Below are 25,145 nucleotides of genomic sequence, written 5' to 3'. Positions count from 1 at the left end.
GAGGGGTCTGGCCTTCTCTGTGGGGGAGGCCAGACCAGAGGGGTGAATCAATCTTTTTCATTTCAGGACTGGGGGTGCTGCATACGTATATCGGGGGAAGGAGCCGCAAATTAGGGAGGTCGATTCTGACCTTTTCCCTCCCGCCGATTCTGACCTGTATTGGGAGCACACCGCACTGCCGGGAGATTTGCTATGGGGTAAAGGGGGGACAGGTACTCCTCACCAGGGTCGTAAAAAGCTACAACAGGAATCTTGCTGCTACCGAAAAGCCGAACTTCGTGGAGCGAATGGCAAGGGCGATTGAGAATGCGATGCAGTCCGGTGAGGTAAAGGCCTTCAGAATCCATGTGGTTGGAGACTTCTATAGCCAGGCGTACCTTGAGAAGTGGAAGGAAATCGCCAGGAGATTTCCGGATCTGCGCTTTGCGGCCTGGACCAAATCGTGGCAGCTGGACTTCTCAAAGCTTCCGGAGAACATGAACGTGTTCTACTCCATTGTGAAAGACACGGTCGTCGTCAATCCCACAATCCACAGGTACTGCATCCTGGACGAAGAAGGGAAGTACCTCAAGAGGAAAGACGTTTTCGTCTGTCCTTATCCCGACATAAAGGAGGGTGCCTGTGAGCGGTGCTGGGCCTGTTACCGGGACAACCCGCCGGAAGTTCTGGTACTTCGCAGACGCTGAGCTCCCCGTATCTGGGAGAGGCTGTGTCTGGAGAACGCAAAGCTCGAGGAGGGTTGAGTCTTGATGAATCGGAGCTCCAATCGGAAATCTCTTAATCACTCCGACTTTTTCGCCCTGGATGTCCTGGTGGTCATGCGGGGCGACAGGGTGGTGAGGGTGATGGGGAATGCCCCAGGGACAAGGGTGGTCATCCTCAACCTTGGCAACAAGAAGCACCCACCGGGACTCCGGTATTTCGGTGCTCTTAAGACCAACTGGGACCCCTTTGAAATGGAAGCCTACATCGCCGAGTATCTGAAACGCACGGGAAACGAAGAAGAAATCCAGCAGGATGTGGATATTGAGTCCCTGAGGCGCAAGGCGGAGGAACTCCTCAGGATGGAACAAGAGAAAGTTTCCCTTGACGAATGGGGTAACGTTCTTTGGGAGTGACAACATGTCCATTAGACTGACTTTCACCTGGAAGAACCTCAGGAAGGCACGGGCGGTACCTTTCGGGATTGCTCACTACCTTGAACCTGAAACCTCGCTGATTTTCCACGCCGACGCACCGGATGTGGAAAATTCTCTCTACAGCGCCTGGGATTTCCTCGGGGAACAGTCTTTCGAGCCCTTTGGGTACTTCACGGTTATTCCTGAGATTGGTGCAGAAAAGTTTTTCCCCGGATTTCCGAAGGTACTCACCAGTTATCCTGACCGGGTGGACCCCAAGACGATCAGGAGATATTGCCGGAAACTGGCAAGGAGTGGGCTCTTGCGAAGGCACACCATAGGGTTTATGAAAGAGCTCCTCAACTGGTTGTCCGAGTACCTCTTGAAGCTCCAGGTGAGCCTTGTCCGGGCATCCTTTCTTAGGGAGAGGAAACTTACCTTTATCGAAAACGACTGGGACTTTCCTTTGCGTCGACTTGAAGGCCCGGAGCACGCTTTAAGCATTATGAAAGCGCTGGATGGGATTTCGGTATGGGTGACAGGGCCATACAAGCGACCCTCGTTGTGGGAGCATTACTTCCGAAATCGTTCCGAACTGCGGGAGGAATTCTGGCGGGAGTTCCTGCCACGGCCCGTGCTGCACATCAGGTGCTTCCAGTGTGGTGCAACCTTTCATTTCGAGTCTTCCAAGAATTTCCGCGCTGTGGTAGAGGAGTACCTCAAGCATCTCATCGAGAAGCACTGCCAGAAAGAAGAATTGCGGTGCCTCCTGGAGTATGGGGAGGAAGTACTGGTGTACGCTACAGCCAGGGCAATAGCGAGGGAGCTCCTTCAGCTTCTGGGGTTGCGCCGGAAAAGACTGGCAGATAGGGGGTGCTGGTGCTCGCCGTGGGAATTCTAATTTTCTTTCTTCTTATTGTCGCAATCATTTACGGGCTGGTTGAGGGCTATCGTTCCTCGAGAGGGGTAAAAGCTGGTAAGAATAGAGGGATCGACAAAAAGACTCTCGACAAGATAAAAGCTCGAGCCATAGAGCGCGTTACCGGGCTCATCAATCAGGGAAAGTGGCCAGGAATCCGCAAGGTCAGTCAGAAGGTCCCAATTCAGGCGCTCGTGCGGCTTGGTTTTTCGTTCAAGTCTATTGAGCCGTCTCCCTGGACACACTGTTACGTTCCAGAGGATAAAATTTTCAGTCATGTCCGGAAACATTCTTTCCCAGATCTTTTGCCTCTCTGGGCGGTATATCTGCACCTGGCGCAGTTTTATGAAACGCGAAAACTCCTGAAGGCTGCTCGAAAGGTCATAAAGGAGATCGAGTTCAAAGAGAAGCACCGGGGCTATTCTGGCGCTGTTTTCCAGCACGCAGATGAAAAGGAACAAAAGGAGCTGCAGGAAATCGAACGTTTCCTGAAAGCCCTGCAAAGGTAACAAAAAACTGGGCAGGCAGTGCTGGTGGGCTGGAGGTGTGAATTTCTTTTGCGATTTTTCCGGGGGGTGTGTTGATGAGCGTCTACGATCCCTTTGACCAGGGGTACATGCACGACTGGAGACTTGAAGAAGCCGTACGGCTGGGGGTCCGGAGGGCTCTCGAAGAGGTGATGCGTCGCCTTCTGGAACACCAGATGGTGTATCTTGAGAGGGCAATTCGCGAAGGTATTGCGCTCCGTGAGCGCTGGCACACAGAGGAGGAAATTCAAAGAATCGTTGAGGAAAGGATAGGAAAGGTAAAGGAGGATATTGTGAAAGCCCTTGAAGAAAAGATTACTCTGCTGGTGAAGGAAAACCAGGAACTCAGGGAGAAGCTCCGAAAGTACGAAGAGGAAAAAGGGGGAGAAGGATAGAAATCCTGCCCCGAGGGTAACCCCTTCCTCTCACCATCTTTTCCGCGCCGGAGGCCCCGGCTTTTCAAGCCTGGGGGGAAAGAGCGGTAATTTTTTCTTCCGGCTGCACTGTGGCATCATAAAACCGTGAAACGCTGCAATGTCATCCACGTGCTCTTCTCAAAAGAGCAAACACCAGCTTCTGCTGCCGCCGGGCGTTCCTGAAGGAAGAACCCGTGCCTTCCTGCACTACCCTGTGCGTGGAGTTCCAGGACCACTCCGCGCACAAAGTCCTGCTATCAGACACCACGCAGGTTGTGGCCCCCTCACCCTGCCTGCAGACCTGCGGAACGGCAACAACCGCCTGGTCCTGCACACGAAGGGCGTTCTGGCTTCTCCTGTACTCAAGGTGAAGAAGCGCTGGTTTTCCAGCCGCAGAGTCTGAAAAACACTGGAGCTTGCCCGAACCCAAAGGAGAACTTCCCTGCAACTGAGGGAGCTCTATCCAGGTTCGCGCTCGCAGACTCGGGCACGCCTTCATCGCTCCGACTGTGGAAATCAAACGCATCGTGACCGCCCTGGGCATCGAGGACCTAACGGATGTCCGGGAGGACATGGACTTCGGGCCGAAGAACTTCCTCGTCTGCAACTTCTGGGCCTTCAGGATGTCAAGCGTTGCGTTCGGCACGGGGTGGTGTACGAAGGATGCGATTGCGTCTGGTACCCCGACGCCAACGCGGCGCTCAACATACTGCTTTTGGGCTCCCTGAGGGGATACAGGGCGAAGGCCACACCCAGGAGCCGCTCGTCTTCCAGTAGAGCCGCCACCGCTTGGTGGGCCGTTTCGAATCCCTGACGGTGTGCTGTACGCAGCAAGCAGCAACCAGATGGCGTCTTAAAACCGCCTGAGGAAGTCCCCAGACTTTTTAGCTTTGGGGGAGAAGTCAACCTCTTCTTCTTAAGGTCAGACTCCTCTCCATCCCACTATGGTTCGACTGCAACGCTCGAAAGAGCCGCCCTCAAAATCGAGGTATTACGGTCTCCATCCCACTATGGTTCGACTGCAACACATTGGTCTACATCGGCAAGTACAGGATTGTTCCTGGTCTCCATCCCACTATGGTTCGACTGCAACCTCCTGAGGGGGGCCGATGAGGCCCCCCATTTTTACATCTGGTCTCCATCCCACTATGGTTCGACTGCAACTATTGAAGTTTTTGAGTCAAAGACCAGCGAAGAAAAGAGTCTCCATCCCACTATGGTTCGACTGCAACCTCGCAAGATTCATTGAAGAGAAGCAAGAGAAGCAGTCTCCATCCCACTATGGTTCGACTGCAACGGCCATCCGGAGATTAGCCAGAAGAAAGGGGTGGCGTCTCCATCCCACTATGGTTCGACTGCAACTATCTGCGTTTTTTACGCGCCTGGCTGACATCTCACCAAGTCTCCATCCCACTATGGTTCGACTGCAACGTGTCCGCAGCAAAGTTGGCGAAAGTCCTACTTCTCGTCTCCATCCCACTATGGTTCGACTGCAACAAAGCAACGATGGATGATAATACTTTGGTCTACATGTCTCCATCCCACTATGGTTCGACTGCAACGGTGTGTTGTTTGGTGTTGTCCTTGTATGTCGTTTGTCTCCATCCCACTATGGTTCGACTGCAACGTATATATATGTTTCTGGTTGTCCACAGGCGGCTTCGTCTCCATCCCACTATGGTTCGACTGCAACCGGGAGGGAGAGATCTATCCATCGATGGAGGGATAGAGTCTCCATCCCACTATGGTTCGACTGCAACTGGTGGGAGATAGATAGTGGTAGGGAGATAGTGGCTACGTCTCCATCCCACTATGGTTCGACTGCAACGAGAGTTCTTGAGCTCTCACCATCCGGTGGCCTTAAAGTCTCCATCCCACTATGGTTCGACTGCAACGAAAGAGCCACCCTAAAAATTGAACTGATGCGCGCAGCGTCTCCATCCCACTATGGTTCGACTGCAACAGGAAAGTGGGTGAGACATTGGTTAGAAGGCAGCAGTCTCCATCCCACTATGGTTCGACTGCAACAACAGAGCTGCGGGCTTCGTGTGAACACGTACTTGAGGTCTCCATCCCACTATGGTTCGACTGCAACCCTGTACCCGAACGATTGTCGGCACTATTCATCAAGCGTCTCCATCCCACTATGGTTCGACTGCAACCGCTCTTGGAGCCGTCCCGGCTGCCCGGCGAGCGTCGTCTCCATCCCACTATGGTTCGACTGCAACGCTGGAGGACATGGTAGTAATGTTTAAGAAGCACCAGGTCTCCATCCCACTATGGTTCGACTGCAACGGCAAGCCTTGTGAAAGTTGATGCCATGTTGGCATCGTCTCCATCCCACTATGGTTCGACTGCAACGCAGGTACTTCGGAAAGAAGGAGAGGGGCTAACAGTGTCTCCATCCCACTATGGTTCGACTGCAACGACGTGCGTGGTAAAGATTGAGGCTATTAAATCATCGTCTCCATCCCACTATGGTTCGACTGCAACTCTGGAGAAGCACCGCAAGAGAATTCTTAAGAACTCGTCTCCATCCCACTATGGTTCGACTGCAACCGGCTATGCCGGGACGGTTCTCGAACCGTCCCGGCTTCCGTCTCCATCCCACTATGGTTCGACTGCAACCTGAAAAAGGTGAAGATGGAAGATTTGCGGGTGCTTCGTCTCCATCCCACTATGGTTCGACTGCAACTTTATGCTCCTCCGGCCTCCATGAACTGGAGGCCGGAGTCTCCATCCCACTATGGTTCGACTGCAACGTATACATGCGGTTTCGCTGGTTGTAGATGCTACGAGTCTCCATCCCACTATGGTTCGACTGCAACTCTTTAAAGAGGCTTACGAAGACATTCAAAACAAGTCTCCATCCCACTATGGTTCGACTGCAACGTTTACTGACGAGGGTTTTAGAACTGTCTCCCTCCGGGTCTCCATCCCACTATGGTTCGACTGCAACAAAGGGGGAAAGGTATGGTGTGAGGGTTGGCTCTCTCGGTCTCCATCCCACTATGGTTCGACTGCAACGGAGTCGGTGTTCCGGACATATTGTCCGGAATGCCGCAGTCTCCATCCCACTATGGTTCGACTGCAACCAAATCGAAGCGGCTCCCTCCCGCAATCCTCCTCAGCACGTCTCCATCCCACTATGGTTCGACTGCAACTTCCGGAAAGACTCGCGGCGTTATTTTCCCGTCTCGGTCTCCATCCCACTATGGTTCGACTGCAACTGGGGGCTCACGCCCCCATTCCCCCATAGAAATTGCCGTCTCCATCCCACTATGGTTCGACTGCAACGCGCTGGAGGACTTGAAGGGAATTCTGAAGAAGCACCATGTCTCCATCCCACTATGGTTCGACTGCAACAAGCTCATTGAGCAGAATCCAGACAAGACTTCAATCGTCTCCATCCCACTATGGTTCGACTGCAACAAGCTCATTGAGCAGAATCCAGACAAGACTTCAATCGTCTCCATCCCACTATGGTTCGACTGCAACCTAACCCAGAGCATCTCTCGCACCGTCCCTCTGTCGTCTCCATCCCACTATGGTTCGACTGCAACATTTAAAATCGATTCTTGACGACCTTATCAACCTACTGTCTCCATCCCACTATGGTTCGACTGCAACGTCCTGGGTGAGCCACTACCCGAGAGGGTAGTGGCTTTCCGTCTCCATCCCACTATGGTTCGACTGCAACCGCTCTCCTGGAGCCCTCGCGGCTCCCAGGAGAGTTCGTCTCCATCCCACTATGGTTCGACTGCAACCTGGAGAAGCACCTGAAAAGAGTTCGTATGACACCGTCTCCATCCCACTATGGTTCGACTGCAACTGGAGGCCGGATGGGCCGGCTCCATTCTGGAGCCGGCCGTCTCCATCCCACTATGGTTCGACTGCAACGTGTTGCTCGCTTCGCTCGCAATATGCCCCAGAGAAGTCTCCATCCCACTATGGTTCGACTGCAACACGGACCATCACCGTTCCCCCAGAAGGAGTTGTTGCCGTCTCCATCCCACTATGGTTCGACTGCAACGCGGACAATCATTAAAATCGAAGTTATGCGTTCCGCTGGCCTGTCTCCATCCCACTATGGTTCGACTGCAACATGGTCCAGGACCCATCATCTCCATACCTCCGAGTACTAGTCTCCATCCCACTATGGTTCGACTGCAACCCAGGATAAAATACAGCATTTATGCGGGTTTGTCAATCTGAATCTGCAGCGGACCCCCAGTTCCCCCCAAAACCCCCGGGGGTCCGCTGCAACCCCACCCCTTGGAAACCCCCATCGTTGAGCCATTATGTCAGAGCTGTCATTACAATTCCAGAAGTCATAGCAAAACCCCGGGGGGTTCGCTGCAAAATTGGCAAGCACTGGCATAGGTAATTGCCATGTGGAATGAAAAGTGAGGGTTGCATGGACCAGAGGGATCCCAAAGCGAAGATCTGGGGCTTTCACCCCAAAGGTATCCAGGCATTTTTCTGATGCAGCAGAAAAAGAGACGCGGTACCCTCTAAGGAACAATCGGCGCATTCTGTTTGCGAGGAATGGAAGGCGATGGAGAGGGTCAGGTGGACAGGACATCCCTTCGTTGATGCAGGGCTCTCTGCGATTGCTGCAGTCACGGGGGTAAGCGACGTCAAAGACCTCGAAGCTGGACACCTCGAGCACGCAGCCGCGGAGCTCGTGAGGGTCCTCCTGAGCGATCAGGCACTGGGAATCGGGGTTGAGAAGTCCTTTGCCAGAGGAGCCCTTTCCCAGCTATTCCCAAACAGCGAACTCGTCAATCCATCTAACTGGAGAGGGAGAACGCCTGAAGAGAAAGCGGAGAATGTCAGGAGGAAGTTTCAGGAAGCCCTGAGACAGGATCTGGAACGGGCGAAGATTTCCCTTCGCTGTTCTGGAGATGTCACCTGTTCGGTTTGTGGGAGAAAAGTATCTGAGGACGCCGCGATCTCCGTCCGTAAGGACCGAATGCCGTTACTTACAGGAATCGTGAACTTCTATCCGGCCCTGTCTTGTGGCATGCAGATTTGTGGTCTTTGTGCCTTTGCAATCCGATTTCTACCAATGTCCGTGATGCAGACTGGCGTTTCTAAACGTCTGTGGTTCCTTCATACCTGGGCTCTGGAAATCTCGGCCGAAATCTCCCGGCGCTATTGCTGGTGCAAGTTTAACGAGGCTATAGCGGCCAATGAGTCTCTACAGTTTTACAGCCGCTGGCAAACAGCTGGTGATGCAGGAACGGCGCTTTATGTTCTCTGTGAGCTTCTGGACGAATCGGTTAATCGATTTAAGGGGGTTTACCTTTGTCCTCCACCCATAACGGTCTATCTCTTCTCCAACGATAACCAGAAACCTTCCATTCAACTTTTACCGGTTTCAGGCAAACTATTGCTATTGCTGGTAAGGCTGCGTTTCACATCGATTCGAGCCTTTCATCGCTTCTGGAAAGAGTTGCTGTTGCTACCTGGGGAGCTTAGCGAAGAAGTCAAAAGGGCACGCATCAGGTTTGTGCAGGAGATTGGCCGGAGATTGCTGGACGGTGAAAATATCGTAAGCATGTGTCTTGAGGAGGCCGATGGGCACCGGCCTCAGGCGTTGAAGCTTCAGGGTGGTTGGCCTGGTCATGCGTTGTATCTTCAGGAGGTACGCGGAATGCCGGAGGGCAAACTGGCAATTCTGGAGCGTCTGGGTCTGGACATCGCTCGGAGAGACGATGTTCGAAAGCGTGTCCTTGAGCTGAAAAAGTCCGGACGGGACGAACTTTACGCTGTTTTCCTTCGCTATGTACGGGAAGGGTTGCTTAGGCACGACGAGTTCTACACGCTGTTGCCTCCAAATAATGATGCATGCGCTGGTGAGCTTCGCGATGTCTTGCTCGCCGTCATTTATGAATGGCAATACTGCCAGGAGGAAGGCGGGGAATTCCTGGGAATGACGAAGCAACCTGTTCCGAATTCTGACGAGACTCTGCAACGTATCCAGCAGATTGGAGGACACCTGTGTCAACGGTTGCTGAATTTGTCTAGCTGGATTAGAAAGTTACAGACTGCTCGCTCAGATGAGGGAATTCGAGGAGCGTATCTTTCAGCGGTTCGGCAAGGCGCCATGCGTTTTGCAGACTTTGTGTTCCTTGCACCTCTCAATGACTACCGGCGTATGCGACATTTACGAGATTACTTGCTGGCTTTTCTCTTTGAACGGGCAAGAGATGTCCTGCCTGTAGGAGAGGACGTTGCCGTTCTCGAGGGGAAAGCAGACGAAAATATCTGATGGAGGCGATTGTTATGGCGTATCCGGTGCTTACTGGCAGTGTTCTCATCGAGGCCAACGGTGCTGCCCTGAACAGCGCGGGGCGGGCGGAAAGCCTAAGGACCGAAAACGCTATTGTTGTCAAGCAGATTCGTGTAGGACGATTTCGCTTCCCTTATATTTCCGGTCAGGCATGGCGAAGATGGTGGCGCGAAACGCTTTACGGAGATTTTGGCTGGACACCAAGCGAGGTTATACGTGAAGCAAAAAATGCCTATACCAAGGGCGACCCTATCGCTTTTGAAGAGGACGACCTTTTTGGCTACATGGTTGCAAGAAAGCGCCAGAGGGGGAGAGGTATGGAGGAAAGAGAGGACATCGAAAGTGCTATGGGCACTAACCGCCGTGTTTCGCCCCTGAAAAATAGTCCCCTTATTTCCGTTCTGCCCAATGTGATTACCGTCGATTTCGGTCATTTCTCTCGAAACCTGCCTCCTGGTGCTGATGCTGTTCCCTTCGAGTTCGAGCATTACACAACCTTTTTCCAGGGAGTTTTCACTGTTTCCCTTACAGATGTTGGATGTTTCGCTGCAGGTGAAATGGCGGACCTTTCGGTTGAGGTCCTTAAAAGCCACTGGGATGAACTCCACCAGATTCCTGGCGAACAACCTGTCTACCTGTTGCCCATGTCCGAACGCGTGAGGCGCGTTCGAGATGTTCTCCTTGCCCTGGCACACCTGCGCGGTGGAGCCCGCCTTGCCCGTAACTTGTCTGATGTATCTCCGGTTGTCGTCCTCGTCGGTTTCCTGAACGGTGGTAATGCCCCTTTCCAGAGGCTTTTTGAGCCCGATGAGAACAACGAGCGCGTTCTCCTGAACCTTCCCCGGCTACATTCCATCCTCGAGGATTACAGGGACCGCCTACTGGTTGTTGCCGAGAGTAAGGTAGTGTTTTTTGGCTATCGTCCTACCGTGCTTGCTAACGAGGCTGATGTCTTAAAGGAGTTCCAGAAGGACAAGCTTTTCAGTGAGTGCATCGAGGTTGTGGGAACGCCACAGCAAGCCTTAAAGATTGCGGCAGAGCTGATAGGGCCCATTTTTGAGGAATATGTGTGTCCTGGAGAGGAACTGTAGGTGTGGTAGGAGTTGCCCGGATTTCGTTTTGTCCTTTGTCAGGAATCTCGGAGATTCGGGTTTTTTCAGCTCTTAAATCCAGGCACCTGGTGCTGGTAGACTCTGTATCTCGTTCAGAGGGGCGTGATTGCCGTGCTCGAAGCGATTCGCGTGGTCATCACTGCTCATACCGCGTCCTTTCGAGTCCCCCACTTTCTGGGTTACCAGTTAACCCTGACCGTACCACCACTTTCCACCGTCTACGGCTTAATTGCGGCTGCAGCTGGAAGGCGAGTTCCACCCGATGAGGTCGCATGGCTGGCTTACAGGTGTGAATACGAAGGTAAGGCGACGGATGTCGAGACTATTTTCACCGTAGAGCGTTCAAGGCCTTCTGAGGTTGCGCGCTTTGTCACAATCAACATAGTACCAAGGGAATTCCTCTTCATGCCAACGCTGACGCTTTATCTTCCACCGGAGTGGGGCATTCTCTTCCGGTGTCCGCGTTACTCACTGCTCCTTGGACGAACACAGGATGTAGCAACAGTGGCAGAACTGAAGCAGACATACCTGCGGCCACTTTCAGACGGTGAGGTGAGCGGAGTGCTTTTACCCTTTGAGCTTGTGGCAAAGGGCAATATACCGGCATTGCTCCAGACGCTACCTGTAGCATTTACCGATGACCCTATTCGTCAACCGATAGAGATGCGAACCTTTGGCGTTGTCGATATGCACTGTCCTGGTAACGTCAGGGATGGTGATGGTTGGCTTTTAGAGGATACGGAGAATGGGATTGTTGTTCCCATTTTCCGAAGGGCCTGGGTGTTGCGCGGTGTTGCTTGAACCGCTTGCAAAATCGGGTGAGACCCCGATTTCGCTCCCGGGGCATCTGCGGGAAGTAGCTGACTACGCTCGTACTGTTGTCCGGTTCTACAGGAAGCACTGGGAAAACCTCCTGGGAGCAGACCTGGCAGGTCTTGTTGCTGAAGCGCTGATTGTTTCAGCATTGACCCACGATCTTGGGAAAATTGCCGAGGGATTTCAACGCTCGCTGCTAGAACGCAGGTACCGATGGGAGTTTCGCCACGAGGTGCTTTCTGCAGCTATACTGCTTGCGAGCAAGCTTCCGGAAAACGTCAAAGAACTCGTTGTAGCTGCTGTGTTGACACATCACCGGGATTGGGATGACGCGCAGCTCCGCCAGGATGCAGGTCTTGTTCCGGTTGCCCTGCCCGAACTACTTAGTGTGGCAAGTGACAGGTTCAGAAAGAAGGCGGCAGAACTGAAAACCTACTGGACGTGGTTGACCACATGGGTGAATCACCAGGAAATAGCTGGTCTGGAATTGCCTGGAAATACCGACGACCTCGTCCCGCCTGCGAACGTTATCATGCAGGTGCAGCAGAATAGAGGAGAGCCTTGCGTGTTTGACGACCGCAGGGCTCTTGCGCTCCTTCTGGTTCGCGGCTGGTTGATGGCTTCAGACCATGCGGTAAGCGCCGGCGTGACGGAATTCAAAGTTCAACTGCCAGAACCAAAGACACCTTCTTTGCGCAGGTTCCAGGAAGAGCTACGCTGTCATACCGGGCATGCTTTCCTTGAAGCGCCGACCGGTTCGGGGAAGACGCTCGCAGCTCTTCTCTGGGCAATACAGAATCGTCAGAACGGTGAGCGCATCTTCTACCTTTTGCCCTATCAGGCCAGCATCGAAGCGATGGCGGATACCCTCAGGGGGTATTTCGGCAGGGAGAATGTTGCTGTTCTCCACTTCCGTGCCCTCGAGTACGCTTTTCGGGAGTATTTTGAGGAATTTGGGGAATATGAGATGGCGAAGTCTCGTGCAATGGCCGAGGTAGAGCTCAGTCGTCTCGTCCACAGGCCCATCAAGGTTGCGACACCCTTTCAGCTGCTCAAATGGTTCTTTGGGATTCCTCGGTGGGAAATCGGTGTAAGCGAAATGGTTGGCGGGATTTTTATCTTTGACGAAATCCATGCTTATGATGTCCACGTTGTGGCCCTTATCGTTACAATGGTCCGATGTCTTAAGAAACTCGGCGGACGATTTCTCTTCATGAGTGCCACCTTTCCGCCGTTTCTGAAGCAGCTCCTTCGGGAGGCGATTGGTGAAGACATTGCGGAGTTCGTCCTGAACCCCGGAGATAACTGGTCGCTGCACTTTCTCACCAGGGCACGGCATAGATTGCGCTGGTGGGACACGACTCTTGAGCTACTTCTTCCTGAGGTCCTTCAGATTGCCCACAGAGGTCATCGCGTGCTTGTCGTGGCCAACCGGGTGGCACAGGCTCAGGAGATTTACCGGGCTCTCAAGGAAAAGATTGACGGTGTGTGCCTGCTCCATAGCCGTTTCACCGGCCGTGACCGAATAGAGAAAGAACGGAGGATTATCGGCGCTCTTCGAGGTAAAAACAAGAACGACGTTCGCATTCTTGTGACAACACAAGTTCTGGAGGTTTCTTTGGATGTCAGCTTTGACACCATTTTCACTGAAATTGCTCCGGTTGACGACTTACTCCAGCGTTTTGGACGCGTGAATCGTTACGGCGAGCACCGCGAGGGTGTAGAAGTACACGTGACCAGGCAATACGACGAGGAACGCTTGAAATATGTTTACGACATGACAAGGATTGAAGCCACTCTCTGCTGTGCTCCTGGGGATGGAGTGGATGTGACCCCTTCGGTGTCTTCTCAGTGGGTAAGAGATGTCTACTGTGACGGGTGGACAGACAGGGAATACCGGCGCTTTGAGCAGGCGCGCGAAGCTTTTGAGCGCTTGCTCAGCGAGCTACGCCCGTTGAGGTGTTTGCGCGAGAATCTCGAGGAGTTCCAAGGTCTTTTCAGGAGTATCGATGTTCTCCCTGGTGGGCTTTTTCGAGAATTCGATTGCTATCGTCAAGCTGGACAGTACCTGCTTGCCCACCAGCTCCTTGTACCGATTCCTCTGGGGATGTTTCACATGTTCAACAGAACAGGGCGGCTGAGACGCCTTGCTGACGGCACGATTCTGGCCAGTGTTGCGTACGATCACGAGTTCGGGCTTTTACCCGAAGGGATGGATATCGATGCCACCCTCATTTGAGACATTTCCCGAGGACTTTGAAATCCTGCGAGCGAACGGGGTTAAAGTGAACTACTGGGCGATATGTCACAGGAAAATCTGGTTATATGCCAGAGGGCTGAGGATGGAACCTTTTTCGGACCGGGTAGCCTTGGGGAAACTCCTGCATGAGACGGCCTTTCCCGACCTTTCGAGAAGGGAGGTGTTGATCGACAACCTGATTAGGATTGACGTTTTTGGACCTGAAGACAGGGTGCTTGAGGTGAAATACTCTCGGAAATTTGCCACTGCAGCTCGCCTACAGGTAGGTTACTACCTGCTCTATTTGCGCTGGCTTGGTGCTGGCGAGCTGGTCGGTGAGTTGCGCTTTTTGAAAGAGCGACGCAGGGAAGAGGTGCGATTGACCCCTGAACTGGAAGCCCTTGTGTTCCAGGCTCTTCTGGGTGTCCGCCGGATCGAGCAGCTGCCTTCACCTCCTCAGGCTCAGTTTGAACCGTTCTGTCGAGCCTGTGCTTACTGCGAAGTGTGCTGGGCTTGAATGTGCAGGTGGTTTCCATGTCACAGAGTTACTACGTGTTTCGTAGTGGCAGACTACGGCGAAGACAGAATACCCTCTACATTGAGTGGGAAGACCAGAACGGGCAGGTTGATCGGCAGCCTATCCCCATTGAAAACGTCCGCGACCTCTATCTCTTTGCCGAGGTGGACCTGAACACGAAGCTTCTTTCCTTCCTCGCTCAAAACGGTGTCGTTGTGCATTTCTTCAACTACTATGGCTTTTATGCCGGGAGTTTCTATCCCCGGGAGAGCAATGTTAGTGGCCACCTGCTTGTCTGCCAGGTCGAGCACTATCTCGACGGGGAGAAAAGACTTGCCCTTGCAAGGGAGTTCGTTGGTGGAGCGATGTTCCATATTCGCCGCAATCTGAATACCTACCGGGATGCAGGCAGGCGCGTAGAGGAAGCACTGGCCGTAGTTGAAGAAGGTCTTGAACGAGTCGGCAGTGTTAAGAGCATTGCAGAGTTAATGGGCGAGGAGGGCCGGGTTCGTGACGCTTACTACAAAGCGTTCAACGATATTCTGAACCTTGCGGAGCCTTTTGAGAAAAGAGTTCGCCGTCCACCAGATAATCCCCTGAATGCTCTACTTTCTTTCGGCAACAGCCTCCTTTATGCTGCTACACTCTCGGAAATTTACGTGACCCAGCTCAACCCAACTGTGAGTTATCTTCACGAACCCGGACAGAGGCGTTTTTCGCTTGCCCTGGACCTCTCCGAGGTTTTTAAACCGCTCATCGTGGACCGCCTCATCTTTCGTCTTTTGAACTGCAAGGAGATAGAGAATGAGGACTTCGAAGCACTTGGCGAGGCTCGGGGGGTTATTCTTAAGGATAGTGCCCGCAGGAAATTTGTACGCAGGTTTGAAGAAGTGATGCAAACGACTGTAAAACACCGGAGACTCAAGAGAGAGGTTTCGTACCGGCAACTCCTTCGCCTGGAAGCCTACAAACTCGTCCGCCATCTCGTGGAGATGGAACCATATAGCGCCTTTCGGGCCTGGTGGTGAGTCACTCTATTACCGGTCCAGAAAGGGATTTTGTCTGCCCCAGGACGTCCCGAGAGATAAGCTCTTTTCGCGGTACTACGTAGACGTAGACGCTGTCATGGTCCTTGTCGATGAGTTTTTGAAGGCCTATTTTGACCCTCTCAAGCTGCGCTTCGGTTAGCTCTCCTTCGAAGGCGCTGTTCTGCACCCAGTGGAGAAAGCGACGAAGGTATTTGCAAACTTTCGCTACTCTTGATTCTTCAACGTCGTACACCACAACAACGTACATCTCGAGAAGAATTTTACAGTATTTTACGCCTCTTGAGGCTTCTTTTTTGACTATCTGCCCTAACTTTCCATCCCACTATGGTTCGACTGCAACCATCTCGCCAAAGGGCAGGGCAAAGTGGGTAAGACACGTCTCCATCCCACTATGGTTCGACTGCAACTATCTATCATATTGGCTCAAACGCATTTCCGGACAAAAATCTCCATCCCACTATGGTTCGACTGCAACCCCAGGATAAAATACAGCATTTATGCGGGTTTGTCAATCTGAATCTGCAGCGGACCCCCAGTTCCCCCCAAAACCCCCGGGGGTCCGCTGCAACCCCACCCCTTGGAAACCCCCATCGTTGAGCCATTATGTCAGAGCTGTCATTACAATTCCAGAAGTCATAGCAAAACCCCGGGGGGTTCGCTGCAAAATTGGCAAGCACTGGCATAGGTAATTGCCATGTGGAATGAAAAGTGAGGGTTGCATGGACCAGAGGGATCCCAAAGTGAAGATCTGGGGCTTTCACCCCAAAGGTATCCAGGCATTTTTCTGATGCAGCAGAAAAAGAGACGCGGTACCCTCTAAGGAGCAATCGGCGCATTCTGTTTGCGAGGAATGGAAGGCGATGGAGAGGGTCAGGTGGACAGGACATCCCTTCGTTGATGCAGGGCTCTCTGCGATTGCTGCAGTCACGGGGGTAAGCGACGTCAAAGACCTCGAAGCTGGACACCTCGAGCACGCAGCCGCAGAGCTCGTGAGGGTCCTCCTGAGCGATCAGGCACTGGGAATCGGAGTTGAAGCGAACTCGTCAATCCATCTAACTGGAGAGGGAGAACGCCTGAAGAGAAAGCGGAGAATGTCAGGAGGAAGTTCCGGTTTCTAAACGCCTGTGGTTCTTTCCCATGAGGAGCAGCCTATGAAAGTCAGAGTCGTCACTCTCGATGATTACTCTGAAAGCTTTGACCTCTACGTTAAGCCCTTCAGGGCCCGGAACGACCAGTTTGTCTTCGGATTTTTCCGTGTTAGAGGTACGTACGTACTCCAGATATTCGGACTGGGGGTACGGGGGGTCACAGAGTACACCGGACCAGCGTGTATTGACATCTCCTTCGATGCCCCAGGGATCTCCGATGTCTGCAACCGGTTTGATGATCTCATCCAGATGACCCAGAGATTTTTTGCCACCAGACACTTCAAGGTGGGTAGCGTCTTCAGGCTATTCCAGGAGTTCCACCGCTTCGTCGTCAAACCTCTGTTTTCTGAGGCAACGCTGGTCGTCACAAGTTCAAAGGAAATCTCCACAAGACTGGGGAATTTCGGAGACGAACTCTGCATCGTACCGATCTCTGTCAGGATGTTCGTGCTCCTTCCTGGGGGATGGACACTGACTACAGGAGTCATCCTGAGCATGGAACTCGAGAGAATCAGGAAAAAACTCATCAGGGCCTTCCCCTGGTTCAGCATCTCCTACTGGTCGGAGACCTTCAAAATACCACCAGAGGTCGAGGCTGTCTCAGGATTGAAGGATGCCGAGGGGGCAGTGTCCCTTGAGCTCACGCCGCTACCCGATTGCTGCCTCAGGGAGGGATCCAGCCTTCTCTTTGTCCCCAGGGTTCAGTTCCTCATCATGAGGAAAGCCGGGAGCAGCACCGGAAAGAACGCTGCAGAGGTGTTCGACTTCATCAGGAAGAAGACGGCAGGTATGATCTTCCCCCAAAAGCAGAAATTGTGTATCTATGGCGACATCATCGTTTCAACCCCCAGGAGACCACCTGACAACACGGACATAGCCTTCGACACGGATACCTTGAGGAGGTGGACTGCCTTCCTCCTCTTTGAGCTGAGCTCAGAGAATGAGAGGAAGCTGGTGTTGAAGAGGGCTGACGAGGAGATCCTCTCGGATCTCGTCCTCACGAAGCTTGAGGCTTAGGCAAAAAGGGAGGAGATTCCCAGAATCGGTGAAAGGAGGTCATTCGCTCGTGCGGTGGATTGTTTGGGTGGTCCTTGTGAGTGTGGTGGTGATGTTGCCAGGGCTGGTGTGCGGTGCTGGAGTTCTCAACGAGCCAGAGTTCAACAGTCCGGTGACAGGAAAAGACGCTACCGATCTGGCAATGCATGTCATACAGTCCCTCATCCCATGCTACGAGATACGACTCAAGGTTCTCAGGAATGAAGAGATATGCGCCGCAGCAGGGATATCCTACAGGGAAGCAACGGAGATGATTTTGAACGATCTCACTGCTCTCTACGTGCTTCGCTACGCGAAAGCAAGCGCAAGGCTTGTCCAGGGCGAAAACCCTGTTGTGGAGATCACCCTCAGAACACCAGACCCACTTGACGCCTTCAGAGTCGCCATCGACCACTATAAATGGAACTCCAAGACGATGGAGACCTCATCCGGAGCAATCCTCAGGGATGATGAGATATTTGAATCCCTGGATTATGGCTTCACCTCAACAAAGGTCAGAAAAATAGATGTTGTGTTCCCCGTAGCCGTCGTTGTTAAAGAAGAAGGGATAACGACCAGAGATTCCGTTGGGGATCTGTCCATCGCCCTCCCCAAAGCCATCGAACGGGCCCTCGACCTCTGAGGGTCCACAGGAACAAAGAGCCTGCCTCAAGGCAGGCTCTTTTTCACACCTTGCCAAAAGGTTAACTTGACTTCCTCCCCGGGGCCAAAGCCCGGGGATGTCTTCAGGCGGTTTTGAGCCGCCATCCGGGAGCATATATGCCGGTGCCCGGACAAAGGCTTCTTCTTGTGTTCCCCGCAGGTGCAATAGCTGGGAGGCCAGCGCAAGTTTTCGTGCTTTTGACGTTGAGCCGGGTAGAGAACTCCAGGACCTTCCCGCCGGCACTCTCAGCCTTGAGGGTGAGTTCCTTTTCCCTTCTCCTTGAGGGGGACGTCTGGGACCTCTTTCTCCTTCCATTTTCCTCTCCTCAGGTTGTGGGTTAGCCTCTTCACCACCGCAGGGCTGACGGTGCATTCCTGATTTTGGGGAAGGACGTTCCTTCCCGCTTTCTGGCAGGAGAGCTCTGTGGCCCTCTCAAGGACCAGGGCTTTGAAGAAGGATCAATCCTTTTTTCTTCCCGAAACCAACCTGGTCATCGAGGAGGTGCGGTATTCTCTGAATTCAGACGACCCATTCACGACAAGGGCATCTGCACTGCTGGTCTTCTGGGGCGAGCCCGATTGGTGAATTCCCCGAAGTTAGCCTCTCGCGCAGGTCTGAAACCTTGGACCAGGCGAATTCCGTCTCACATAGCTCCTCCACAATGGCTCTAACCTCCAGGTAGGTACCCTGTGAATGCAAATAGGTCAATGGAGAAATGTCCACTACATGGTCGGGAATCGTCGGGGTGAGTTCGCCACTTTGTCTTGAGCAACCTCCCCCTATGCACCTCCCGGAGAGGGCAGCCTTTCCTCCTCAACCCACTCCATTTTTTCGGACACTACCTGGTCGGGTAGATGGAGGTGGAAGCGAGTTCCTCCCGCACCAGAGCAAAGATTGGCTGGGTTTTCTTTGTTACCAAGATCTTAAGTTTTTCCAGCGTTCAGGAATACCCAAAGTACTCAGCCATTTCCTTGTTCACTGGAAGGCTCATGATGTCTTGAAGGACTTCCTGAACCTGCTCGAACGAGCGAGTTCTTGGATCTCGTACAAGGATTTCCTCAAGAACCCTTTTGTCTTTGCTCAAGAAAGCCTCAAGAGCCCAGTGCATCCGCAAGATTCGGGGCAGAAGGTACATGTACTTTATTCGCTCTGTAAGGTCTGGCTGCAGGGGTTCCCGCCTCAGACAATCACCGCTCACCCAAACTGGGATTTCCACGATGATGTCGTCGGGGATACCCTGGATGGCTCCCTGGTTTGGAATGTTAAGAATGAGCCTTGTTTCGGTGTGTCCGGTGATAGCGCTGATAAAGGGAATATGCTGTTCGCCGCTGAGTTTTTCCCGGGAGAAGAGTTCAGGATAGACCTTGGTGAGCTTAAGGGAAGAGTCTTTTTTCACCTCTTGGGCAAGATCCACAAGCTTTTGCTTGCTCTGGCGAAGTTCTTCATGAAAACGGGGCCGCTCAACCTCGTTGTCAATCCCTCCGAACTTTCCGTACCACTTCTTTTTGGTTTCGAGGTTGTAGTTGTACTTCCAGGTTCCGTTGCGACAAGTATCCCCAATGGGGAGCATCCCGTAAAAGCGGTACATGTCAATGACCGCTGGGGAAAGCTGTACATCCCAGGGGTTACTGGGTTCCCAAAGGTGGCTTTTTTCGGCAATCCAGCATTCGAGAAGGGGATAAGCGTCCTCTCCTTGGACACGAAACCGGTTGAGCCATATTCCATGGTTCACGCCCGCAACCTGCCAGTCTACCGCTTGAGCTTCAAGGCCCAGGGTTCGAAAAACCTCGTACACACCTGAGAAACCATGGCAGAAGCCGACAGCCTTTACCTGGGTATACTTGGAGAGAAGTTGGGTGATTTCAAGTACGGGATTGGCGGTCTGGAGAAGCCAGGCGTGGGGACAAAATTTTTCCATGGAGTGAGCGATGTTTAAGGCAAGCTGGAGATCGTAGTATGAACAGAGGACGTAGGAATAGGTCGAAACCATATTGAACTCCTGGCTGTCAATGCCCCGGTAGTATCCGTGTTTTTCTCCGATTGCTGTGACAAGGTCGTATCGGTCTGGGTACGAGGGGGCGGCGGTATTGATGACAAAATCGGCTCCTTCTAAGGCCTGGGGTAAGGAAGGAACCACTTCGAGGCGTAAATCTGCATCGAGTTCCTGAACGTATTTTTGAGCCAGAATCCAGGTTGCGTTGAGGCGCTCTTCGTTAATGTCCATGAGGGTAACAAGCGTTCCCGAGAGCTCCGATGTTTTAGCAAGGTCTCCAACAAGCTGCAAAGCAAAGCGGACGCTTCCTGCCCCGATGATAGCGACTTTCACCTTTTCTCCTCCTTTCATCCCTTCAGCCCCGTTAAGGTTATGCCCTCAACGAAGTAGCGTTGAGCGGCAAGGAATGCCACAACCATAGGAAGAATGGAAACGATGGTGCCGGCCATAAGGAGGTTCCACTGGACGTCTACGTCCCCTCTGAACATGGCAAGGCCAAGCGTGAGCGTTCGTTTTGCGGGCGTGTTCAAAAACACAAGGGGATACAGGTAATTGTTCCACACCGAGAGAAGGGTAAAAATGCCAAGGGTAGCCAAAGCTGGCCTGGAGAGAGGAAGAATGATGCGACAAAATCTCCCCAGATACCCACATCCGTCAAGTATGGCGGCTTCCTCGAGATCTCGAGGTATGGTGAGAAAGAATTGGCGAAGCAGGAAAGTTCCGTACGCTCCCATAAGGCCCCATATTGGGAGGATAAGAGAGGCGTGGGTGTCAATGAGTCGAAAGTTTCGCATGAGGATGAATACGGGAACAAGGGTGATCTGTCCTGGGACCATCATAGTGGCAAGGTAGAGGACGAAGAGGACGTTTTTCCCTGGAAAGCGAAGCCGCGCAAAGGCATAGGCAGCCATGGATGAAGTGGTAAGGACCCCGCCAGTGCAGAGAAAAGAGACTTTCGCGGTGTTCCAGAGATACTCAAGAAGGGGGATGGTCTGGAAGACCTCGAGGTAGTTCCTCCACAGAACTTTTTGGGGAATGATGGAGAAAGGTCGGAGCATAAGCTCAGAGTACGATTTGAGGGATGTGGCAATAACTGGAAGGAATGGACCGAACATAAGGAGTGAGCTTATGCTAAGGATGGCGTACACCACAAAGACTATGCCTGGGGTGTCCCCGTAGAGTTTTCGATTGCGCATTCTCCTCCGTCCCCCTTAGTAATGCACCCAGCGCCTGGAGAAACGAATCTGCAGGAGAGTGAATCCGAGGACGATGAGAAAGAGAACATACGCTATGGCCGATGCGTAGCCCATGCGGAAGAACTGAAAAGCACACCTGTATATGTACTGGACAAGGCTTATGGTAGCCGTTCCTGGTCCTCCCTGGGTGAGGATGGTAGTGACGTCGAAGACCTGGAAAGAGAAAATTACTGACATGGTGGTTACAAAAAAGAGGGCAGGTGAAATCAGCGGTAGGGTGATGTACCGAAACACAACCCATCTTCCTGCACCATCGACTTTAGCTGCGTCGTAGAGTTCTGCAGGGACATCTTGGAGTGCTGCAAGAAAAATAACCATATTGTAACCGACGTCTTTCCAGACAGAGACAACTATGACTGAGGGCATGGCCCACTTTTCAGAGGTGATCCAGGGGACAGGCGAAAGCCCCAGGATCCGGAGAATGTAGTTGATGAACCCGAATTTTGCGTCGTAAAGCCATTGCCACATGAGGGCAGCGGCAACTGAGGAGCACACAACCGGTAAAAAGTATACCGTGCGAAAGGCTTTAACGCCGAAAATCTTCTTGTTGAGTAGCACTGCTATGAAGAGGGCGATGACCACCTTCCCCGGAATACTTCCGAAAGAGAAATACGCGGTGTTTCGAAGGGCGTCGTTGAAGATGGGATCTTGTACGAGGCGTTCGTAATTTTCTGTGCCTGCCCATTTCCTGGTTCCTATGAGGTTCCAATCCTGAAAACTCAAAAGGAGTGCATGTCCAATAGGGTAGATAACGAAAACGCCCACTATGACGAAGCTTGGGAGGATAAAGAGGTACGCCGCCAAAGTTTCCCGCAAATGTCGCATGTTCGGTCCTCCCTCCCAACACAGGGGGCTTAGCCCCCTGTGTTGGGAATTCACTTATCTTTTGGCCTTCATGATGGACTCGATTTCAGGTTTTACAGTGGCAATGGCCTCTTCGGCACTTGCTTGGCCACTCCAGACCTTTTGCAGTGCGGGGATAAGGATTCCCTCGATTTCCAACCAGCCCTTGCGGAGAGGCAAGGTTCTTCCATACTTGGAGGATATGAGTTCAGTAACTTCTTTGATGCTCTTTGGGGGCTTTGTTGGATCAACGTAGAGATCCCAGAGTTCCGGGATTTTTGAGGTAGGCGGGATTCGTTTTGCTTTGGCATAGAGGTAGTCTCCCGGACCTCCAGGTGCCCTCAGGAACTTCAGGAAAGTCCATGCTTCCTCAGGGTACTTTGTAGATATGCTGATGCCCACAGTGTTCGACTTTACCACGGTGGTTTGGGGAACATCCTTGCCCGTCGGCCAATGGATGACGTCAAAGTTCAGCCCCTCTATTTGCTGCATGCTCAGGACCTCTATGGCAGCTGCTTGCCTCATGGCGATTAAGTTTTGGCTGAAGAGCCTTGTCACCGCCTCTTCACTTGGAAGCTCAAAAGGATTGGCGAAGACTCCTTCTTGCATGAACTTGCCAAGTTCATTGAGCCGCGCTAAGGTCTGTGGTTCATCAAGGGTGAATTTTGTTCTGGTAACGTCGAAAAGGTCTCCTCCAGCAGACCATATGAAGGGTAAAATGTACACAATGACGGTGAAAGGAGCTCCAAACGCATACCTTCGCTCAATGCCCGTTCCTCTGGCAATGGAACGAGCGGCTTCCACGAAGTCCTCCCAGGTCCATCCGACCTCGGGTGGCTTGACGCCTGCATCTTCAAACATTTTGATGTTGTAAGCAAAGTACAGTGGAGCTGTTCCCCAGGGAAGGCCATACATTTTCCCATTGTGTGAGCTATCGGGAAGGCCTACTTCGTAGTACAGCCCAAGGTCGATGCCGTCTCTTTGGATGTATTCGTCAATGGGCATGAGCGCTCCTGCGTCCATAAAATCGGCGAAGTAGTAGGAGTCGATGCGCATCACATCTGGTGCAAGACCGCCGGCAATCATTGTCAGGAGTTTGGTATGGTAGTCGGCATATGCCACGGCCACAGGTTCCACCTGGATACGGGGATGCTCTTTGTGAAACTCGTTAAGAATATCCTCTTCAACGCCTATGGCAAGTGGATTTCCCCAAAAAGCGTACTTGATGGTAACCTTTTCCTGGGCCGAAGTAGAAGCAAAAGCTCCAAGGAGAAGCACGCCGACAAGGAGGAACACATACCGTGAGAGCCTCACAACACTTCACCCCCCTTAGGAAGATTTTCAAAAGCATTGTGTTCCACAGCTTGTTCTCCTGTAAAGGGACGAATTTTTCGAAGGGGGTGGACAGTTTTTAGAATTTGTCGTTCCCGAGAGGAAAGATTACGGTGACTGTGGTCTTCCCGCTCTCTTCCTTGACCATAAGCCTGACGGAATTCCCGTAAATGAGAAGGAGGCGACGGTAAGTATTCAAAAGGCCTGCACCATGTTCTGAGGGGGGGATAACGGCCTCTTGTTCCTCCTTGGCGGCGCGCTTAAGCAGGTCTTGAAGCTTTGTAAGCTTTTCCGGTCCAAACCCAGGACCGTCATCGGTAACACTTACCTCAAGGCAGGCGTCGTTGTAGGCAACAACGACATGAATGGTGACCCGGTCAAGGGTTCTCTCTACCCCATGGACAAAGCAGTTTTCCACAAGAGGTTGAATGGTGAGTTTTGGGATGGGCAAAGACAGGAGATCTTCAGGCACAACTTCATTGTACTCGAAGCGATCCCGAAAGCGGAATTTTTGGATAGTGACGTAATTCCTGACGCAGGCAATTTCTTCACGAAGTGGCACGAGGGCTTCGGTGTCTTTAAGGATGTACCGGAGAACTTCGGCAATGGCTTTCACTGCTTTTGGTACCAGCTGGTAATCCCTGGGATTTGCCAGAGAACATAGGCAACTTAGGGCGTTGAATAGAAAGTGTGGGTTCATGTATGTTTGTAGTGCCTGGAATTCGGCCTTTTTGTTCCGGTACTGGAGTTCGCGAAATTGGAGCTCTGTCGAGTAGCTCACAGTGACGGAGAGAACGGCAAGAACCACCGAGAGGAGTGCTGTAACGGTGAGGACCGTCGTTGCTCTCTGGACAGGGACTAAAAGGTTTTTGCTTGGACGTTTTACAGTAACGACCATACCTAAGGTTCTGTCCCGGACGAAAGCTCCTATCCACCTTTCTTTTTCCTCTTCATACAGAAGCGTTCCCCAGTCTTTGTCCGGATGTGCAAGGAAGTAACGTATCAGAGGTCGCCCAGAGTCGTCTCGAAGCCCCGGGACCAGGCGTTTCTCCTCTTCAAGGGGAGAAGCAATAAGGCGTCCTTCTGGGGTGTACACCGTAACTGGCGACCTGTTCCATGCCCAGTTAATGCCGCTTCGTGTTTCATCGGTCACTGCCTGGGCGATGCTTAAGTCCAGTCCTCCAACTCGGATGATGGTATTACCCTGGAGGGAAATACTCACCAGGGTGACCAGAGCTAAGCCTTCTTCGGTTTCCTTAAAAGGCGTACTCATGATGGTCTTTGTCTCGCTCAGGAGAACTCCAGAAAAGGAAGCAGGACGCTTCCCTTGCAGGAAGGCTTGCCAAATTGGGCGACGAGCGATTTCCTGAGGCGATGTGTTGGAAGAGGTGACGATGCGCCCATCCGGGTATACGAGCCACGCTCGTACCACTCCTGCGCTCTCGCTGCGCAGTATATCGAGCTTTCGCGCGAGGGTTTTCATATCGGCGATTTCGGCAGAATTTGAGGCCACGAGGAAATCAAGGCGAGAAGCAATCCGTACTATGGTCCGCCCAAGCTGTTCCGCATAGAGCCTTGCTTCCCAGAGAACCTTTTGTTTGGCCTCTTCGGCAAGCTTTTTTGCGATCGTTGAGGATACAAGGAGCCCGAAAGAGGCTATCCCGATAAGGAGGAGTCCTAAAGTAATGGCAAGCCGGTATCGCAATGGCTTTGGAATGCCCTTAAAAACATGGGATAGCGTCAAGAATTGTGCTTCAGAACGCATACCCCGTTTTCTCCTCCTTTCTCCTCATGGTGAAGAACTCCCTTTTCGCTTTGGTAAGATTTTCTCTACATGCCGCTCATTTCGTTCTGCAAGACAAT

The 25,145-nt window shown here is 52.5% G+C and carries 21 protein-coding genes and 1 CRISPR repeat array; of the genes, 15 read left to right on the top strand and 6 right to left on the bottom strand.

Annotation, left to right across the window (positions count from 1 at the left end; translation table 11 throughout):
• Nucleotides 1–74 precede the first annotated feature (74 nt).
• From ACPT9Q_RS04780 to cas1b, 11 genes are all read left to right on the top strand, one after another.
• Nucleotides 75–686: a GP88 family protein gene (locus ACPT9Q_RS04780; protein ID WP_427366532.1), complete on the top strand. Its 612-nt coding sequence runs from the start codon at nt 75–77 to the stop codon at nt 684–686.
• 63 nt (nt 687–749) lie between these two features.
• A complete protein-coding gene (locus ACPT9Q_RS04775; protein WP_427366719.1) occupies nt 750–1,118 on the top strand; it encodes a hypothetical protein in 369 nt (122 codons plus the stop codon).
• Nucleotides 1,119–1,122: 4 nt separating this feature from the next.
• On the top strand, nt 1,123–2,019 hold the full coding sequence (locus tag ACPT9Q_RS04770; protein WP_017874316.1) for a hypothetical protein: 897 nt from the start codon (nt 1,123–1,125) through the stop codon (nt 2,017–2,019).
• Nucleotides 1,998–2,546 carry a hypothetical protein gene (locus ACPT9Q_RS04765; RefSeq protein WP_427366531.1) on the top strand — a complete coding sequence of 183 codons (549 nt, stop codon included), beginning with the start codon at nt 1,998–2,000 and terminating at the stop codon, nt 2,544–2,546. Before ACPT9Q_RS04770 ends, ACPT9Q_RS04765 begins: the two co-directional genes overlap by 22 nt.
• 74 nt (nt 2,547–2,620) lie before the next feature.
• Nucleotides 2,621–2,959 (top strand): hypothetical protein, encoded by a 339-nt coding sequence (locus ACPT9Q_RS04760; protein WP_017874280.1) that lies wholly within the window; start codon nt 2,621–2,623, stop codon nt 2,957–2,959.
• A 951-nt stretch (nt 2,960–3,910) separates the two neighbouring features.
• Nucleotides 3,911–7,154: direct repeats of the CRISPR family, unit length 30 nt; unit sequence GTCTCCATCCCACTATGGTTCGACTGCAAC.
• Between the two features lie 384 nt (nt 7,155–7,538).
• A complete protein-coding gene (locus ACPT9Q_RS04755) occupies nt 7,539–9,257 on the top strand; it encodes a type I-B CRISPR-associated protein Cas8b1/Cst1 (RefSeq protein ID WP_427366530.1) in 1,719 nt (572 codons plus the stop codon).
• A 14-nt stretch (nt 9,258–9,271) separates the two neighbouring features.
• Nucleotides 9,272–10,369: a type I-B CRISPR-associated protein Cas7/Cst2/DevR gene (cas7i, locus tag ACPT9Q_RS04750; protein WP_427366528.1), complete on the top strand. Its 1,098-nt coding sequence runs from the start codon at nt 9,272–9,274 to the stop codon at nt 10,367–10,369.
• Between the two features lie 123 nt (nt 10,370–10,492).
• Nucleotides 10,493–11,191: a CRISPR-associated protein Cas5 gene (gene cas5 / locus ACPT9Q_RS04745; RefSeq protein WP_427366526.1), complete on the top strand. Its 699-nt coding sequence runs from the start codon at nt 10,493–10,495 to the stop codon at nt 11,189–11,191.
• The gene (gene cas3, locus ACPT9Q_RS04740; RefSeq protein WP_427366525.1) at nt 11,181–13,445 is read left to right on the top strand and encodes a CRISPR-associated helicase Cas3'; all 2,265 of its coding nucleotides are present in this window, start codon (nt 11,181–11,183) and stop codon (nt 13,443–13,445) included. Before cas5 ends, cas3 begins: the two co-directional genes overlap by 11 nt.
• Complete coding sequence (locus ACPT9Q_RS04735) at nt 13,429–13,962, top strand: CRISPR-associated protein Cas4 (RefSeq protein WP_427366524.1); 534 nt, start codon at nt 13,429–13,431, stop codon at nt 13,960–13,962. Before cas3 ends, ACPT9Q_RS04735 begins: the two co-directional genes overlap by 17 nt.
• Before the next feature lie 17 nt (nt 13,963–13,979).
• On the top strand, nt 13,980–14,990 hold the full coding sequence (gene cas1b, locus ACPT9Q_RS04730; protein WP_427366523.1) for a type I-B CRISPR-associated endonuclease Cas1b: 1,011 nt from the start codon (nt 13,980–13,982) through the stop codon (nt 14,988–14,990).
• Nucleotide 14,991: 1 nt separating this feature from the next.
• Here cas1b and cas2 read toward each other — a convergent pair whose 3' ends face one another.
• On the bottom strand, nt 14,992–15,258 hold the full coding sequence (gene cas2, locus ACPT9Q_RS04725) for a CRISPR-associated endonuclease Cas2 (RefSeq protein WP_427366522.1): 267 nt from the start codon (nt 15,256–15,258) through the stop codon (nt 14,992–14,994).
• 613 nt (nt 15,259–15,871) lie between these two features.
• Here cas2 and ACPT9Q_RS04720 point away from each other — a divergent pair.
• The 4 genes from ACPT9Q_RS04720 (at nt 15,872) to ACPT9Q_RS04705 (ending at nt 18,443) form a co-directional block, all read left to right on the top strand.
• On the top strand, nt 15,872–16,129 hold the full coding sequence (locus ACPT9Q_RS04720; protein WP_427366521.1) for a hypothetical protein: 258 nt from the start codon (nt 15,872–15,874) through the stop codon (nt 16,127–16,129).
• 33 nt (nt 16,130–16,162) lie between these two features.
• Nucleotides 16,163–17,176, top strand: a complete 1,014-nt coding sequence (locus ACPT9Q_RS04715) for a hypothetical protein (RefSeq protein WP_427366520.1) — start codon at nt 16,163–16,165, stop codon at nt 17,174–17,176.
• Nucleotides 17,177–17,225: 49 nt separating this feature from the next.
• Nucleotides 17,226–17,837 (top strand): hypothetical protein, encoded by a 612-nt coding sequence (locus tag ACPT9Q_RS04710; protein WP_427366519.1) that lies wholly within the window; start codon nt 17,226–17,228, stop codon nt 17,835–17,837.
• A gap of 444 nt (nt 17,838–18,281) precedes the next feature.
• Complete coding sequence (locus ACPT9Q_RS04705) at nt 18,282–18,443, top strand: hypothetical protein (protein ID WP_017873449.1); 162 nt, start codon at nt 18,282–18,284, stop codon at nt 18,441–18,443.
• A gap of 355 nt (nt 18,444–18,798) precedes the next feature.
• Here the strand turns inward: ACPT9Q_RS04705 and aglA are convergent, their stop codons facing one another.
• From aglA to ACPT9Q_RS04680, 5 genes are all read right to left on the bottom strand, one after another.
• Nucleotides 18,799–20,184, bottom strand: a complete 1,386-nt coding sequence (gene aglA / locus ACPT9Q_RS04700; protein WP_427366518.1) for an alpha-glucosidase AglA — start codon at nt 20,182–20,184, stop codon at nt 18,799–18,801.
• Between the two features lie 14 nt (nt 20,185–20,198).
• The gene (locus tag ACPT9Q_RS04695; protein ID WP_017873447.1) at nt 20,199–21,047 is read right to left on the bottom strand and encodes an ABC transporter permease subunit; all 849 of its coding nucleotides are present in this window, start codon (nt 21,045–21,047) and stop codon (nt 20,199–20,201) included.
• A gap of 15 nt (nt 21,048–21,062) precedes the next feature.
• Nucleotides 21,063–21,932: an ABC transporter permease subunit gene (locus ACPT9Q_RS04690; protein ID WP_017873446.1), complete on the bottom strand. Its 870-nt coding sequence runs from the start codon at nt 21,930–21,932 to the stop codon at nt 21,063–21,065.
• Between the two features lie 54 nt (nt 21,933–21,986).
• The gene (locus tag ACPT9Q_RS04685; RefSeq protein ID WP_427366517.1) at nt 21,987–23,264 is read right to left on the bottom strand and encodes an ABC transporter substrate-binding protein; all 1,278 of its coding nucleotides are present in this window, start codon (nt 23,262–23,264) and stop codon (nt 21,987–21,989) included.
• 97 nt (nt 23,265–23,361) lie between these two features.
• Nucleotides 23,362–25,047, bottom strand: coding sequence for a histidine kinase (locus ACPT9Q_RS04680; RefSeq protein ID WP_017873443.1), 1,686 nt, complete (start codon nt 25,045–25,047; stop codon nt 23,362–23,364).
• Between the last annotated feature and the right edge of the window lie 98 nt (nt 25,048–25,145).

It is taken from the genome of Candidatus Caldatribacterium saccharofermentans, from assembly GCF_050267035.1.
In the GTDB taxonomy this organism is placed as follows: Bacteria; Atribacterota; Atribacteria; order Atribacterales; family Caldatribacteriaceae; genus Caldatribacterium; species Caldatribacterium saccharofermentans.
The sequence above is the reverse complement of the archived record's forward strand: the minus strand, read 5'-3'. Positions and strand labels throughout refer to the sequence as shown.

What these genes read in the sequence shown, in the direction of transcription:
- ACPT9Q_RS04775 (WP_427366719.1), top strand. Translation starts at nt 750, where the DNA reads ATGAATCGGAGCTCCAATCGGAAATCTCTTAATCACTCCGACTTTTTC.
- ACPT9Q_RS04770 (WP_017874316.1), top strand. Translation starts at nt 1,123, where the DNA reads ATGTCCATTAGACTGACTTTCACCTGGAAGAACCTCAGGAAGGCACGG.
- ACPT9Q_RS04760 (WP_017874280.1), top strand. Translation starts at nt 2,621, where the DNA reads ATGAGCGTCTACGATCCCTTTGACCAGGGGTACATGCACGACTGGAGA.
- ACPT9Q_RS04755 (WP_427366530.1), top strand. Translation starts at nt 7,539, where the DNA reads ATGGAGAGGGTCAGGTGGACAGGACATCCCTTCGTTGATGCAGGGCTC.
- cas7i (WP_427366528.1), top strand. Translation starts at nt 9,272, where the DNA reads ATGGCGTATCCGGTGCTTACTGGCAGTGTTCTCATCGAGGCCAACGGT.
- ACPT9Q_RS04735 (WP_427366524.1), top strand. Translation starts at nt 13,429, where the DNA reads ATGCCACCCTCATTTGAGACATTTCCCGAGGACTTTGAAATCCTGCGA.
- cas1b (WP_427366523.1), top strand. Translation starts at nt 13,980, where the DNA reads ATGTCACAGAGTTACTACGTGTTTCGTAGTGGCAGACTACGGCGAAGA.
- cas2 (WP_427366522.1), bottom strand. Translation starts at nt 15,258, where the DNA reads ATGTACGTTGTTGTGGTGTACGACGTTGAAGAATCAAGAGTAGCGAAA.
- ACPT9Q_RS04720 (WP_427366521.1), top strand. Translation starts at nt 15,872, where the DNA reads ATGGAGAGGGTCAGGTGGACAGGACATCCCTTCGTTGATGCAGGGCTC.
- ACPT9Q_RS04715 (WP_427366520.1), top strand. Translation starts at nt 16,163, where the DNA reads ATGAAAGTCAGAGTCGTCACTCTCGATGATTACTCTGAAAGCTTTGAC.
- ACPT9Q_RS04695 (WP_017873447.1), bottom strand. Translation starts at nt 21,047, where the DNA reads ATGCGCAATCGAAAACTCTACGGGGACACCCCAGGCATAGTCTTTGTG.
- ACPT9Q_RS04690 (WP_017873446.1), bottom strand. Translation starts at nt 21,932, where the DNA reads ATGCGACATTTGCGGGAAACTTTGGCGGCGTACCTCTTTATCCTCCCA.
- ACPT9Q_RS04680 (WP_017873443.1), bottom strand. Translation starts at nt 25,047, where the DNA reads ATGCGTTCTGAAGCACAATTCTTGACGCTATCCCATGTTTTTAAGGGC.